Annotated in this window: 13 protein-coding genes; 3 read left to right on the forward strand and 10 right to left on the reverse strand. The window is 63.6% G+C overall.

All coding sequences use genetic code 11. The features are described 5' to 3' along the window. Window positions 1–58: 58 nt before the first annotated feature. The 3 genes from ntrC to dusB are packed head-to-tail and all read right to left on the reverse strand — an operon-like array spanning window position 59 to window position 3,686. A complete protein-coding gene (ntrC, locus tag ACOZK4_RS14785; protein WP_421592527.1) occupies window positions 59–1,513 on the reverse strand; it encodes a nitrogen regulation protein NR(I) in 1,455 nt (484 codons plus the stop codon). After that, a complete protein-coding gene (locus ACOZK4_RS14790; RefSeq protein WP_421592528.1) occupies window positions 1,513–2,664 on the reverse strand; it encodes a two-component system sensor histidine kinase NtrB in 1,152 nt (383 codons plus the stop codon). The genes ntrC and ACOZK4_RS14790 overlap by 1 nt, the downstream gene beginning before the upstream one ends. Then, entirely contained in the window at window positions 2,661–3,686 is a 1,026-nt protein-coding gene (gene dusB / locus ACOZK4_RS14795) for a tRNA dihydrouridine synthase DusB (RefSeq protein WP_421592529.1), read from the reverse strand. The genes ACOZK4_RS14790 and dusB overlap by 4 nt, the downstream gene beginning before the upstream one ends. On the opposite strand from dusB, the gene ACOZK4_RS14800 reads away from it, so the two are divergent. The 3 genes from ACOZK4_RS14800 to ACOZK4_RS14810 are packed head-to-tail and all read left to right on the forward strand — an operon-like array spanning window position 3,663 to window position 5,541. Then, complete coding sequence (locus ACOZK4_RS14800) at window positions 3,663–3,791, forward strand: hypothetical protein (RefSeq protein WP_421592558.1); 129 nt, start codon at window positions 3,663–3,665, stop codon at window positions 3,789–3,791. The genes dusB and ACOZK4_RS14800 overlap by 24 nt on opposite strands. A 32-nt stretch (window positions 3,792–3,823) precedes the next feature. Next, window positions 3,824–5,044: a bifunctional 2-C-methyl-D-erythritol 4-phosphate cytidylyltransferase/2-C-methyl-D-erythritol 2,4-cyclodiphosphate synthase gene (locus tag ACOZK4_RS14805; protein WP_421592530.1), complete on the forward strand. Its 1,221-nt coding sequence runs from the start codon at window positions 3,824–3,826 to the stop codon at window positions 5,042–5,044. Further along, window positions 5,041–5,541 carry a CinA family protein gene (locus tag ACOZK4_RS14810; protein WP_421592531.1) on the forward strand — a complete coding sequence of 167 codons (501 nt, stop codon included), beginning with the start codon at window positions 5,041–5,043 and terminating at the stop codon, window positions 5,539–5,541. The genes ACOZK4_RS14805 and ACOZK4_RS14810 overlap by 4 nt, the downstream gene beginning before the upstream one ends. On the opposite strand, the gene ACOZK4_RS14815 is transcribed toward ACOZK4_RS14810, so the two are convergent. The 7 genes from ACOZK4_RS14815 to ACOZK4_RS14845 all read right to left on the reverse strand — a co-directional run bounded on the left by ACOZK4_RS14815 (window position 5,538) and on the right by ACOZK4_RS14845 (window position 12,996). Continuing rightward, window positions 5,538–6,347 (reverse strand): hypothetical protein, encoded by an 810-nt coding sequence (locus ACOZK4_RS14815; RefSeq protein WP_421592532.1) that lies wholly within the window; start codon window positions 6,345–6,347, stop codon window positions 5,538–5,540. The two genes, ACOZK4_RS14810 and ACOZK4_RS14815, sit on opposite strands and share 4 nt — an antisense overlap. Before the next feature lie 31 nt (window positions 6,348–6,378). After that, complete coding sequence (locus ACOZK4_RS14820; RefSeq protein WP_421592533.1) at window positions 6,379–6,831, reverse strand: type II toxin-antitoxin system RatA family toxin; 453 nt, start codon at window positions 6,829–6,831, stop codon at window positions 6,379–6,381. A 193-nt stretch (window positions 6,832–7,024) separates the two neighbouring features. Then, window positions 7,025–8,122: a lipoyl synthase gene (gene lipA, locus ACOZK4_RS14825; RefSeq protein WP_421592534.1), complete on the reverse strand. Its 1,098-nt coding sequence runs from the start codon at window positions 8,120–8,122 to the stop codon at window positions 7,025–7,027. Then, on the reverse strand, window positions 8,094–9,539 hold the full coding sequence (lpdA, locus tag ACOZK4_RS14830) for a dihydrolipoyl dehydrogenase (protein WP_421592535.1): 1,446 nt from the start codon (window positions 9,537–9,539) through the stop codon (window positions 8,094–8,096). Before lpdA ends, lipA begins: the two co-directional genes overlap by 29 nt. 58 nt (window positions 9,540–9,597) lie before the next feature. Further along, window positions 9,598–10,239: an SGNH/GDSL hydrolase family protein gene (locus ACOZK4_RS14835; RefSeq protein WP_421592536.1), complete on the reverse strand. Its 642-nt coding sequence runs from the start codon at window positions 10,237–10,239 to the stop codon at window positions 9,598–9,600. Window positions 10,240–10,254: 15 nt separating this feature from the next. Continuing rightward, window positions 10,255–11,598, reverse strand: coding sequence for a pyruvate dehydrogenase complex dihydrolipoamide acetyltransferase (locus ACOZK4_RS14840; RefSeq protein ID WP_421592537.1), 1,344 nt, complete (start codon window positions 11,596–11,598; stop codon window positions 10,255–10,257). A 15-nt stretch (window positions 11,599–11,613) separates the two neighbouring features. After that, window positions 11,614–12,996, reverse strand: a complete 1,383-nt coding sequence (locus ACOZK4_RS14845; RefSeq protein WP_421592538.1) for a pyruvate dehydrogenase complex E1 component subunit beta — start codon at window positions 12,994–12,996, stop codon at window positions 11,614–11,616. Window positions 12,997–13,006: the final 10 nt, after the last annotated feature.

Here is a 13,006-nt window from a genome sequence, read left to right on the forward strand (position 1 = left end):
CCTCTGTTACCCTCAAGCAACAGATTGTGGCCAAAATGCAACGCCTCTTGCCGTTAAGTCAAGCGGAGCGGGAACTTCTGTACACAGACACGCCCAATTCGCGAATTTTCTTGCGCAGCGTGTTGCGGTTCAGGCCGAGCAGATCGGCCGCCTTGATCTGGTTGCCGCGGGTCGCCGTGAGGGCTGCGAGAATCAGCGGATACTCCACCTCGGCCAGCACCCGGTCATAAAGACCCGCCGGCGGCAGTCCATCGCCGAAGCTTGAAAAATACTGCCGCATATTCTCCTCCACAGCCTGGGAGATGGAGAGCGAGCCGCTGCGCGTCACCGTCTTTTCGATGGGACTGTCGGGAACATCCGCCCGCAGCTCCGTCTCGATGATCTCGCGGGTGATGACATCCTGCGGATAGAGCGCGGTCAGGCGGCGTACGACGTTTTCCAGTTCGCGCACATTGCCCGGCCAGGCATGCGCCTTCATCAGTTCCAGCGCCTCCTGGTCGAAACGCTTGGCGTCGAGCCCTTCCTTCTCCGCCTGCTGCACGAAATGGCGCACCAGATCGGGAATATCCTCCGCGCGGTCGCGCAGCGGCGGCAGGCGCAGCGGCACGACGTTGAGGCGGTAGTACAGATCTTCGCGGAAAAGGCCCTGGTTGATCGACTGCTTCAGGTCCTTGTTGGTCGCCGCCACGATGCGCACGTCGGTGCGGATCGGCGTGCGGCCGCCGACGGTGGTGTATTCGCCCTGCTGGAGCACGCGCAGCAAGCGCGTCTGCGCATCCATCGGCATGTCGCCGATCTCGTCGAGGAACAGCGTGCCGCCCTCGGCCTGTTCGAATCGACCTGTCGAGCGGTTCTGCGCACCGGTAAAGGCGCCCTTCTCATGGCCGAACAGTTCCGATTCGATGAGGTCGCGCGGAATGGCCGCCATGTTGATGGCGACGAAGGGGCCGTTGCGGCGCTTGCCGTAGTCATGCAGCGCGCGGGCGACGAGTTCCTTGCCGGTGCCCGATTCGCCGGTGATCATCAGCGTCAGGTCCGTCTGCATGAGACGCGCCAGAACGCGGTAGATTTCCTGCATCGCCGCCGAGCGGCCGACCAGCGGCATGCCGTCCTGCGTGTCGTCGTCCAGCCGCACCGGCTTGCGCTTCGGTTCGGCAAGCGCGCGGCCGATAATGGCGATGAGTTCGGTCAGGTCGAAGGGTTTCGGCAGGTAGTCGTAGGCGCCCTTCTCCGAGGCCTTGATCGCCGTCATGAAGGTGTTCTGCGCGCTCATCACCAGCACCGGCAGGTCCGGGCGAGCCTTCTTGATGCGCGGCAAGAGATCGAAGGCGTTCTCGTCGGGCATCACGACGTCGGTGACGACGATGTCGCCCTCGCCGGCGGAAATCCAGCGCCACAGCGTCGCCGCATTGGAGGTGATGCGCACGTCATAGCCCGCGCGGCTCAAGGCCTGATTGAGAACCGTGCGGATCGCGGCATCGTCATCGGCAACGAGGACTGTGGCGCCTGTCATCAGATATGTCCTTTGGTCTTGGGAAAGTCGTCGTCTTCACTGACGCCGCGGGAGGCCGGCATCAGCACGCGGAAGGTGGTTCGCGAACCCTGGCTGTCGCATTCGACAATGCCGCCATGGCCGCCGATGATTTTCGCCACCAGCGCAAGGCCGAGGCCGGAGCCGTTGGTCTTGGTGGTAATGAAGGGATCGAAGAGATGCGGCACCAGGTCCGAAGGCACGCCGGGGCCGTTGTCATGCACGCAGAATTCCAGCGGCAGCGAGATTTTCTCCCGCGTGCCGGCGACGGAAAGCCGGATGCCGGGCCGGTAGGCCGTCGTCAGCTGGATTTCGCCCTCCGGCCGGTCGCCGATCGCCTCCGCGGCATTCTTGATGAGGTTGAGGAAGACTTGAACCAGCTGGTCCCGGTTGGCAAAGACCGGCGGCAGCGACGGGTCGTAGAGTTCCGTGATCTTGATGTTGCGGCCGAAGCCGGCTTTCGCTACCGCCTTCACATGGTCGAGCACGGCGTGGATGTTGAGCGGCACGCGATCGACCGGGCGCTCGTCGGAAAACACCTCCATGCGATCGACCAGCGAGACGATGCGGTCGGTCTCGTCGCATATCAGCCGCGTCAGCGCCCGATCCTCGTCGAGCACGGAGGTTTCGAGAAGCTGGGCCGCGCCGCGAATGCCGGACAAGGGGTTCTTGATCTCATGCGCTAGCATCGAGGCAAGGCCGGTGACGGAGCGGGCAGCCCCGCGATGTGTCAGCTGCCGGTCGATCTTGTCGGCCATCGAGCGTTCCTGGATGACGACCACGACGGAGCCGGCCGGTTCGGTCGTCACGGGCGCGACATAGAGATCGGCGAGCTTGTCTGCGCCGAGACGCGGCGACGACAGGTCCACCCGGTACTCGCTGACCGGCGCCTTGCGCTCGCGCACCTGATCAATCAGCGTCAGAAGCGGGCTTCCGAAGGGAATGAGGCTCGAAACCTTGTGTTTCGCCAGATGGTTGGCGCTCGCACCGAAGAAGGACTCCGCCTCCCAGTTGGCGAAGGCGACATGGCCGTCGATATCGACGAGAATGACCGGGTTCTGGATGGAATTGAGCACGGCAAGCGCCAGCTCCGGCGCCTTGGCGGCGTTCTGCTGTGGGGCCTTGTCCGTCATGCGGCCTCTCCGATTCCTGCGGAACCCGCGTCCAGAATGGCCGCTTCCAGACGGCGTGCGACGAATTCGCAGTCACGCGCCGTCATGATCTCCGCCTTCGCCGCGCCTGATATGTCCGGTGCGTAATGGCCGAGATACCAGCCGACATGTTTGCGGGCATGGCGCAGGCCCGCTTCGACGCTGTAGAAATCGAGCATCATGCGATAGTGCTCCACCGCCGTCGCTGCGACCACATCCAGCGCGGGGTGTTCGATGGCGCCGGCGAGAACCGCCGGATGCCAGGGACGGCCCTGCGCGGAGCGGCCGACCATCACGGCATCGGCGCCCGAGCGGCGCAGGATCTCCGCGGCGTCCTCCGGCGTCTCGACATCGCCATTGGCGACGAGCGGGATCGACAGCACGTCGCGCACCGCGCGGATCGCGTCCCAATCCGCCTTGCCCTCGTAGAACTGCATGCGCGTGCGGCCATGCACGGTGATCATGGCGGCACCTGCCGCCTCGGCGCGGGATGCGATATGCGGGGCATTGAGCGAATCATGGTCCCAGCCGAGCCGCATCTTCACCGTGACCGGCACCTTCACGGCATTGACCGTCGCTTCGATCAACCCAAGCGCATGATCGGGATCGCGCATCAGCGCCGAACCGGAATAGCCGCCGATCACCTTCTTGGCGGGGCAGCCCATATTGATGTCGATGATGTCGGCACCCTCGCCTTCGGCGATCTTCGCGGCTTCTGCCATCCAATGCGCCTCGCGGCCGGCGAGTTGCACCATATGGGGCGCGATGCCGCAATTGCGGATGCGCGACCAGCTTTCCCGCGCATTCAGAGCCAGTTCCCGGCTCGCCACCATTTCCGTCACGACCAGCCCCGCGCCAAAACGCCAAGCGAGATCGCGGAACGGCAGGTCCGTGACACCCGACATCGGCGCCAGCACCACGCGGTTGCGCAGGGTCTGGTTTCGGATCGCCAGCGGTGCCGACAGAGCGGGGATCGTCAAATGCTCATCTTTCAAGCAGGTCATGTCTCTGCACTATTTTTAGCCATCATTGTCGTTCTTGCCAAGCCGCAATCCTGCGAACCCGCATTTTTCCTGACAGCGCTGGAATTGCGGCATCCTTCCGGCTAAACCACCTCAAAACGCTTTGAAACGGGAGGTCGATGACCGAAATGCAGGCGGAAAATGCGCACTCCTGTGGTGTGGTGATCGTTGCCGCCGGTCGCGGCGAGCGGGCCGGCAGTCATGCCGAAGGCCCCAAGCAATACCGCCGCATCGGCGGAAGGCCGGTCATCTCCCATACGCTCGATCTCTTTGTCAATTGGCAGCCCGCCCGGCGTATCGTGGTCGTGATACATCCCGATGACGCGGCTTTGTTCGAGATGGCGCGCGAAAACGCCCTGCCCGCCGGCGACCGCATCACCGTGGTTCACGGCGGCGCGACGCGCCAGCAATCGGTCCTTGCCGGCCTCGACGTGCTGACGAAGGACGACATCAGCCATGTGCTCATCCAGGATGCCGTACGTCCTTTCGTCGAACCCGCCATTCTGGACCGCACGCTCTCAGCCTTCAGCCACGGCGCCCGCGCCGTTCTGCCGGCCGTCGCGGTCGCGGATACGCTGAAGCGCGCCGATGCCAACGGCAATGTTGCCGAGACCGTCTCGCGCTCCGGCCTCTTTGCCGCCCAGACGCCGCAGTCCTTCCACTTCGCCACCATTCTTGAAGCGCATCGTCGGGCGGCGGCCTCCGGCCGCACGGATTTCACCGACGACGCCTCGATTGCCGAATGGGCCGGGGTGCGTGTGCATCTCGTCGAAGGCAGCGCCGGTAACGTCAAGCTTACATTGCAGAAGGATATCGCCATGGCCGACCAGCGCCTCTCCCACGGGCTTCCGGACGTGCGCACCGGCAACGGCTATGATGTGCATCAGCTCGTCGAGGGCGATGGCGTAACACTCTGTGGCCTCTTCATTCCGCACGACCAGAAACTCTCGGGCCATTCCGACGCCGACGTCGCGCTGCACGCTCTCACCGATGCCCTGCTCGCCACCTGCGGCGCGGGCGATATCGGCGATCATTTTCCGCCATCGGACATGCAATGGAAAGGCGCCGCCTCGCGCATCTTCCTGGAACACGCCGCAAGTATCGTGCGCGCGAACGGCGGCACGATCATGAATGCCGACGTCTCGCTGATCGCCGAGGCGCCGAAGGTCGGCCCGCACCGCGATGCGATGCGCCGGAACCTCTCGGATTTCCTCGGCATTTCCATTGATCGCTGTTCGGTGAAAGCCACGACCAACGAGAAGATCGGCTTCATCGGTCGCCGCGAAGGCATTGCCGCCATCGCCACCGCCACCGTCGTCTACAAGGGAACCGACGCATGAGTTTCTGGCCTGAGGACATTGAAGAGACCGCACGCGGCCTCGTTGCCGATTTCACCGAAAAGAAGCTGCTGATTGCCACCGCCGAATCCTGCACCGCAGGCCTGATTGCCGGCGTGATCACGGAAATTCCCGGTTCCTCGAATGTCTTCGACCGAGGCTTCGTCACCTATTCCAACGAGGCCAAGCGCGAAATGATCGGCGTCGCCAATGCGACGCTGAAGGCGCACGGCGCCGTCTCGCGCCCGACCGCACTGGAAATGGCGCAGGGCGCCATCGGCAATTCCGGCGCCAATATCTCGATTGCCGTGACCGGCATTGCCGGTCCGGGCGGCGGCACGGAGGAAAAACCCGTCGGCCTCGTCCACCTCGCCGCCGCGCGCACCGGCCACGAGACGCTGCATCGGGAAATGCGCTACGGCGATATCGGCCGCAATGCCGTCAGGCTTGCGACAGTGCGCACCGCGCTGGAAATGCTGATCGAAATCGCGCGGGATTAATTCGGGCAGAGCGAATAGATGTTCATGGCGAAATTCGCCTCGTAGAGCGCCGTATCTGCCCAGAAAACCTGACCCGCAGGAAAATTCTTCGCGAGGAAAGCATCGACGCTCGCCTTCTGCTTTTCGGCGAGCGCCTTATAGTCAGCTGTCTTGCGCTTTCCGCTTATACATTTCGTGAAATCCGGAATGGGGCTTGTCCGCTCCACGAAGAGCGCCTCGAAATCGCTGGAGCTCAGGGCCTTACCGGTCTCGACGGCGGCGATCTTGCGGGCCGCCGGTGCGGGCAGCACGATATCGAACGTCTCGACATGGAAAAAATCACCGAGGCGCCGGTCCTCGTCGCCAAGTTCAGCCCCCTCGACCGTATAGGCCTTGCCGACGAGCTTGTAGCCGCTCGCCTCGAAGGCCAGACGCGCCGAGACCTTCACTTTCAGCGCCTTCTCGCGCTCCGGTTTCTGGTCCTTGAAGAGCGGAGGCTGCAGCGTCTCCGTGTCCACAATGCGCATCTCACCGCCGACATCGATCGCCGCCGGATCGGAGGAATAGGCATGGCGCGTATTGTAAAAGGCCAGCATCTCCGCTTCGCGCGTGGGGAAGAAGGCGCGATCCAGATAAACCGGATTTCGGGGCAAGCCATCCTCCCTGCCCTGGATCGTCATCTTCACATCCGGCCCGATGCGATAACTACCGGTGAGCGGCCGGTTCTGTTCATCGAGGAGAAGAATGTAGTCACCCGGCGCTTCCTGCGCGGCCGCAGGCGTGCAGATGAAGGCGATCAGGGCGAAGGGAGCGAACCGGGTGATCATGTCCCGGTAACGGGCGAGCGGACTGAAAAATTCAGGCTGCCGGATAGATCGTGTCGGCGCGCTTCTCGAACGCCTCGGTGAACATGCGGAAGGCACGGTCGAACATCGAGCCCATCAGCGCGCCGAGAATGCGGCTCTTGAACTCGTAGTCGATGAAGAAATGCACCGAGCAGCCACCGCCCGGCAGCGGCTCGAAGCGCCAGCGGTTGTCGAGATAGCGGAACGGCCCATCGATATATTTCACGTCGATCGCCCGCTCTGCGCCGTTCAGCAGCACCTGCGTGGTAAACGTCTCGCGGATCGCCTTGTAGCCGACGGTCATGTCCGCCACGAGCAGCTCCTTGCCGTCACGCTCCTTGCGCGAACGCACGCTCAGAGCCTCGCAAAGCGGCAGGAATTCCGGGTAGCGCTCGACGTCGGCGACGAGGGCATACATCTGCTCGGGCGAGTGGGGAACCGGACGGCGGGTTTCGAACTGGGGCATGGCCGAGAGCTAATGAACCATGGCTAATCTTGCAAGTGGAAGGTCATTCTCGCCCCGCGATTTCAACACGCAAACCAGCATATCGCGGCCATCGGCCGCAAGGCTTTGCCGCTTTGGGCTGAATGCTGTCGCCAAACGAAAAACCCCGCCGTCGGACGGATGGCGGGGCTCGAAGGGTGACGGCGGATAGGGTCTATTCCGCGGCGGCGAGAACCTTGCGCTCGCGGGCGGCCTTGAGGCGGGCGAAGTCGTCGCCGGCATGGTGCGAGGAGCGCGTCAGCGGGCTCGACGAGACCATCAGGAAGCCCTTGGAATAGGCAACGGTCTCGTAGGACTTGAACTCGTCCGGCGTCACGAAGCTCATGACGGCATGGTGCTTGCGGGTCGGCTGGAGATACTGGCCGATGGTCAGAAAGTCCACGTCGGCGGTGCGCAGGTCGTCCATCAGCTGGAGCACTTCGTTGCGCTCCTCGCCGAGGCCCACCATGATGCCCGACTTGGTGAACATGGTCGGGTCGAGTTCCTTCACCCGCTGCAACAGGCGCACGGAGTGGAAATAGCGCGCACCCGGACGAACCGTAAGGTAGTTGCCCGGTACGGTTTCCATATTGTGGTTGAACACATCGGGCTTGGCGGCGACGACGCGCTCCAGCGCACCCGGCTTCTTGAGGAAGTCGGGGGTGAGGATTTCGATCGTCGTCAGCGGCGAGGCCGCGCGGATCGCCCAGATCACCTTTTCGAAGTGTTCCGCGCCGCCGTCGGCCAGATCGTCACGGTCGACCGAGGTGATGACGACGTGCGACAGGCCCATCTGCTTGACGGCCTTGGCGACGTTTTCCGGTTCAGCCATGTCGAGTGCGTTCGGCTTGCCCGTCGCCACGTTGCAGAAGGCGCAGGCGCGGGTACAGATCTCGCCCATGATCATGAAGGTAGCGTGCTTCTTGTCCCAGCACTCGCCGATATTCGGGCAGCCCGCTTCCTCGCAGACCGTCACCAGCTTGTGGCTGCGCACCAGATCGCGCGTTTCCTGATAACCCTTGGAAACCGGCGCCTTGACGCGGATCCATTCCGGCTTGCGCAGCACTTCCGTGTCCGGCCGATTGGCCTTTTCCGGATGGCGTACGCGCTTGGCGTCAGGGTCGATCTTGGTGCGGTCGAGAATCGTGACCATGTCGTTTCCACTTTCCTGGCAGGCTTTTGCGCCTGTCCTGCGGACACTCAAAAAGCGAGCCCGCCTCATGTGGAGGCGGGCTTTAGCACGTTCAAGCGTTGAGCGCACGCCCATAGGCATCGAGCACGCTTTCCTTCATCGTTTCCGAGATCGTCGGATGCGGGAAGATCGTGTGCATCAGCTCTTCCTCGGTCGTCTCCAGGTTCATGGCGACGACGAAGCCCTGGATCATCTCGGTCACTTCCGCGCCCACCATATGGGCGCCGAGAAGCTCGCCGGTCTTCTTGTCGAAGATTGTCTTGACCATGCCCTGGTCCTCGCCGAGCGCTACGGCCTTGCCGTTACCGGCGAAGGTGAAGCGGCCGACTCTGACGTCGCGGCCCTGTTCCTTGGCCTTGGCTTCAGTGAGGCCGACCGAGGCGACCTGCGGGTGGCAATAGGTGCAGCCCGGGATCTTCGACTTGTCCATCGGGTGGACGTTCGGCAGGCCGGCGATCTTCTCGATGCAGATGACGGCCTCGTGCTCGGCCTTGTGGGCGAGCATCGGGGGACCGGCGACGTCGCCGATGGCGTAGATGCCCGGCACGTTGGTCTTGCCGTAGCCGTCGATGGCGATGAAGCCCCGGTCGGTCTTCACGCCGATGGCCTCAAGGCCGATATTCTCGATATTGGCCTGCACGCCGACGGCGGAGATCATGCGGTCGGCGGTGATTTTTTCCACCTTGCCGTCCTTCATCTCGACATGGGCGGTAATCGAGTTGGCACCCTTCTCCACCTTGGCGACCTTCGCCTCCAGATGGATCTTCATGCCCTGCTTTTCGAACTGCTTCTTGGCCAGCGCCGAGATTTCCGCGTCCTCGACCGGCATGACGGCCTTCATCACTTCGACCACCGTCACATCGACGCCGAGCGTGCGGTAGAAGGAGGCGAATTCGATGCCGATGGCGCCCGAACCCATGACCAGCAAGGACTTCGGCATCTCCTCCGGCTTCATCGCTTCGAAATAGGTCCAGATCAGCTTGCCATCGGGCTCGATGCCCGGCAGCGCGCGCGGGCGCGCACCGGTGGCGATGACAATGTTCTTCGCCGTGTAGGTACCTTCGGGCAGAACATTCTTAGGCAGCGGCGCCTGCGGCTGCTGGATCGCCTTCGTCGTCTTGGACACGACAATTTCGCCCGGCTTGGTGATCTTGGCTTCGCCCCAGATGATGTCGACCTTGTTCTTCTTCATCAGGAAGCCGACGCCGCCGTTCATGCGGCCCGCGATGCCGCGCGAGCGGGCGACGATGGCCTTCAGGTCCGGCGTCACCGTTCCCTCGACCTTGATGCCGTAGTCACCAGGGTGCTGGGCGTAGTGGAAGATTTCCGCCGAGCGCAGCAGCGCCTTGGTCGGGATGCAGCCCCAGTTGGAGCAGATGCCGGCGAGATGCTCGCGCTCCACGATGGCCGTCTTCAGGCCGAGCTGCGCCGCGCGGATCGCGGCAATATAGCCGCCCGGACCCGAACCGATAACGATGACGTCGTAAGTCTGAGCCATGTCGTTTCCTGCCTTGTTTCTCGCGCGGGAAGAAGCACCGCGCCTTTGTTCTCTAGAATTATAATCCCAGCATCATGCGCACGACCGGCTCGAGACCCTTGCCGATCGCCCGCGTGTTCTTGGCATCGAGATGCACGCCGTCGAGCGGTGTCGTTTCCGCGACCGAGCCGGCATCGAAGAAGCCGCAGCCTGTTTCATCCGCCAGATCCGCATAAAGCGTCGCCAGCATGGCCGATTGCTCCACGCCGCCGGCAAACATCGCCGCGAAGGCGGTGTTCGCCGTCTCGCAAAGTGGCGGCGGGGAGACGACCAGCACCTCCGGCCCGCCTTCCTCGCTGAACGACCAGGCGTGGTGACGCACCAGTTGCACCAGCCGCTCCATGCCCTGCACCGCGCCGAAGGCCGTGCCGCAGATGGTCGGCTTCATGTCATTGGCGCCAAGGAACAGGATGACGAGGTCGAGCGGGTCGTGGCTGTGCAGAATGGTCGGCAGAATGCGGGCGCCATTGCGGTCGCAATCCGCCAGATGGTCGTCATAGGCGGTGGTGCGGCCGTTGAGGCCTTCCGCGATCACGGTGACGTCGGGTCCGAGAGCCTTGGCGAGCACGCTCGGCCAGCGATCCCCGAAGGCATGCCGGTCGAGCGTTTCCGCGTTGTAACCCCAGGTCAGGCTGTCGCCGTAGCAGAGAACCGTCTTCATGGCCGCACCCCGCTATCAGACGAGCATCCCCATCGGGCTTTCGATGTAGCGCTTGAAGGCACCGAGCAGTTCGGCGCCGAGCGCACCATCCACGCAGCGGTGGTCGGTGGAGAGCGTGACCGTCATCGCGTTGACGATGACCATCTGGCCCTTCTTGACCACGACGCGCTCCTCGCCCGCGCCGACCGCCAGGATCGTCGCATGCGGCGGGTTGACGACGGCCGCGAAGTTCTTCACGCCCATCATGCCCATGTTGGAGACTGCGGTCGTGCCGCCCTGGTACTCTTCGGGCTTCAGCTTGCGTTCCTTGGCGCGCTTGCCGAGGTCCTTCATCTCGTTGGAGATGGCCGACAGGCTCTTCAGTTCGGCGCTGCGGATGATCGGCGTGATCAGGCCACCCGGAATGGAGACGGCGACGCCGACATCCGCGTGCTTGTGCTTGACCATGTTCGTATCGGTCCAGGAGACATTGGCATCCGGTACGTCGCGCAGCGCAAGCGCCATGGCCTTGATGACCATGTCGTTGACCGAGAGTTTGTAGGCCGGCTTGCCGTCCTTCTCCGGTGCGGAACCGTTGATCTGTGCACGCAGCGCCAGCAGCGCATCGAGCTCGACATCCACGGAAACGTAGAAGTGCGGGATCGTCTGCTTGGACTCCTGCAGGCGCTTGGCGATGGTCTTGCGCATGCCGTCATGCGGCACGAGCTCGTAGGAACCGGCGTCGAACAGCTTGAGCACGGCCTCTTCCGACATGCCCTTGGGGGCTGCGGCGGGAGCGGCCGAGGCGGCAGCAGCCGGGGCTGCTGCTGCGGCGGCGGCCGGCTTGGCACCGCCCGAGGCGATGGCCTTCTCGACGTCGCTCTTGACCACGCGACCATGCGGACCCGAACCGGCGACCGACTTGATGTCGAGACCGGCATTGGCAGCGATACGGCGGGCGAGCGGCGAGGAGAACAGGCCGGCACCGCCGTGGTTCTGCGCAGCCGCCGGAGCGGCGGCAACGGGAGCCGGAGCGGCAGCAGCCGGCTTTTCGGCTTCCTTCGGTGCCTCAGTCGCCTTGGCTTCCGCCTTCGGTGCGGCCGAACCACCGCCGGCTGCGGCAGCAGCCACATCTTCGCCATCGGCGGCGAGGATGGCGATCAGGCTGTTGACCTTCACGCCTTCCGTGCCAGCCGGCACGACGATCTTGGCGACAACGCCCTCATCGACGGCTTCGACTTCCATCGTCGCCTTGTCGGTCTCGATCTCGGCAATGACGTCACCGGACTTGATTGTGTCGCCTTCCTTGACCAGCCACTTGGCGAGATTGCCCTCTTCCATGGTGGGCGAAAGGGCCGGCATCGTAATGTTGATCGGCATACCTCGACCCTCCCCTTATTTGTAGCAGGCGGTTTTTACCGCCTGGACGACTTCGCCGACGTTCGGAAGCGCCAGCTTTTCGAGGTTTGCGGCATAGGGCATCGGAACGTCCTTGCCGGCGACCGTCAGGATCGGCGCGTCGAGATAATCGAAGGCCTGCTGCATGACGCGGGTCGCGATCTCGGAGCCGACGGAAGACTGCGGGAAGCCCTCTTCAACGACAACGAGGCGGCCGGTCTTCTTGACCGATTCGATGATGGTCGGCAGGTCCATCGGGCGGATGGTGCGAAGATCGATCAGTTCGACATCGATGCCGTCCTTCTCGAGTTCCGCGATCGCCTTCAGGGCATAGGTCATGCCGATGCCGAAGGAGACGACGGTGACGTCGTTGCCCTTCTTGTGGATGCGCGCCTTGCCGATCGGCAGAACGAAATCGTCCATCTTCGGCACTTCGAAGCTCTGGCCGTAGAGGATTTCGTTTTCGAGGAAGATGACCGGGTTCGGATCGCGGATCGCGGCCTTCAGCAAGCCCTTCGCGTCGGCAGCCGTGTAGGGCATGACGACCTTGAGGCCGGGAACGTGGCTGTACCAGGCGGCATAGCACTGCGAGTGCTGGGCGCCGACGCGGGCGGCAGCGCCGTTCGGGCCGCGGAAGACGATCGGCGCACCCATCTGGCCGCCGGACATGTAGAGCGTCTTGGCAGCGGAGTTGATGACGTGGTCGATCGCCTGCATGGCGAAGTTGAAGGTCATGAACTCGACGATGGGCTTCAGACCCGTCATCGCCGCACCGACGCCGAGACCGGCAAAACCGTGTTCGGTGATTGGCGTGTCGACAACGCGACGGTCGCCGAATTCCTGGAGCAGGCCCTGGGTGATCTTGTAGGCGCCCTGATATTCGGCCACTTCCTCGCCCATGACGAAGACGTCGGCGTCGCGGCGCATTTCCTCGGCCATGGCATCACGCAGCGCTTCGCGCACCGTCGTCATCACCATTTCGGTGCCGGCCGGGATATCCGGATCAGCGGCGACTTCGCCCTTCGGCTGAGCCGGAACGGGTGCTGCAGCGGCGGCCGGAGCAGCAGCGGGTGCCGGCGCTTCGGCCGGCTTTTCAGCGGCGGCAGCCTTGGGGGCGGCGACCGCATCGGCGCTTTCGCCGTCCTGCAGCAGCACGGCGATCGCCGTGTTGACCTTGACGCCTTCGGTGCCGGCGGCAATCAGGATTTTGCCGATCACGCCTTCATCGACGGCCTCGACTTCCATCGTCGCCTTGTCGGTTTCGATTTCGGCGATCACGTCGCCGGACTTGACGGTGTCACCCTCGTTCTTGACCCATTTGGAGAGCGTACCCTCCTCCATGGTCGGAGACAGGGCGGGCATGAGAATCTCGATTGGCATTGGTGTCCCT

It is taken from the genome of Shinella sp. M27, assembly GCF_049199905.1.
In the GTDB taxonomy this organism is placed as follows: Bacteria; Pseudomonadota; Alphaproteobacteria; order Rhizobiales; family Rhizobiaceae; genus Shinella.

Excerpts from the sequence above, each read along its gene's own strand:
- dusB (WP_421592529.1), bottom strand. The coding sequence starts at position 3,686 with ATGACCTGCTTGAAAGATGAGCATTTGACGATCCCCGCTCTGTCGGCA.
- ACOZK4_RS14815 (WP_421592532.1), bottom strand. The coding sequence starts at position 6,347 with ATGATCACCCGGTTCGCTCCCTTCGCCCTGATCGCCTTCATCTGCACG.
- ACOZK4_RS14805 (WP_421592530.1), top strand. The coding sequence starts at position 3,824 with ATGACCGAAATGCAGGCGGAAAATGCGCACTCCTGTGGTGTGGTGATC.
- lpdA (WP_421592535.1), bottom strand. The coding sequence starts at position 9,539 with ATGGCTCAGACTTACGACGTCATCGTTATCGGTTCGGGTCCGGGCGGC.
- ACOZK4_RS14810 (WP_421592531.1), top strand. The coding sequence starts at position 5,041 with ATGAGTTTCTGGCCTGAGGACATTGAAGAGACCGCACGCGGCCTCGTT.
- ntrC (WP_421592527.1), bottom strand. The coding sequence starts at position 1,513 with ATGACAGGCGCCACAGTCCTCGTTGCCGATGACGATGCCGCGATCCGC.
- ACOZK4_RS14845 (WP_421592538.1), bottom strand. The coding sequence starts at position 12,996 with ATGCCAATCGAGATTCTCATGCCCGCCCTGTCTCCGACCATGGAGGAG.
- ACOZK4_RS14840 (WP_421592537.1), bottom strand. The coding sequence starts at position 11,598 with ATGCCGATCAACATTACGATGCCGGCCCTTTCGCCCACCATGGAAGAG.
- ACOZK4_RS14835 (WP_421592536.1), bottom strand. The coding sequence starts at position 10,239 with ATGAAGACGGTTCTCTGCTACGGCGACAGCCTGACCTGGGGTTACAAC.
- lipA (WP_421592534.1), bottom strand. The coding sequence starts at position 8,122 with ATGCCTATGGGCGTGCGCTCAACGCTTGAACGTGCTAAAGCCCGCCTC.
- ACOZK4_RS14800 (WP_421592558.1), top strand. The coding sequence starts at position 3,663 with ATGCTCATCTTTCAAGCAGGTCATGTCTCTGCACTATTTTTAGCCATC.
- ACOZK4_RS14790 (WP_421592528.1), bottom strand. The coding sequence starts at position 2,664 with ATGACGGACAAGGCCCCACAGCAGAACGCCGCCAAGGCGCCGGAGCTG.
- ACOZK4_RS14820 (WP_421592533.1), bottom strand. The coding sequence starts at position 6,831 with ATGCCCCAGTTCGAAACCCGCCGTCCGGTTCCCCACTCGCCCGAGCAG.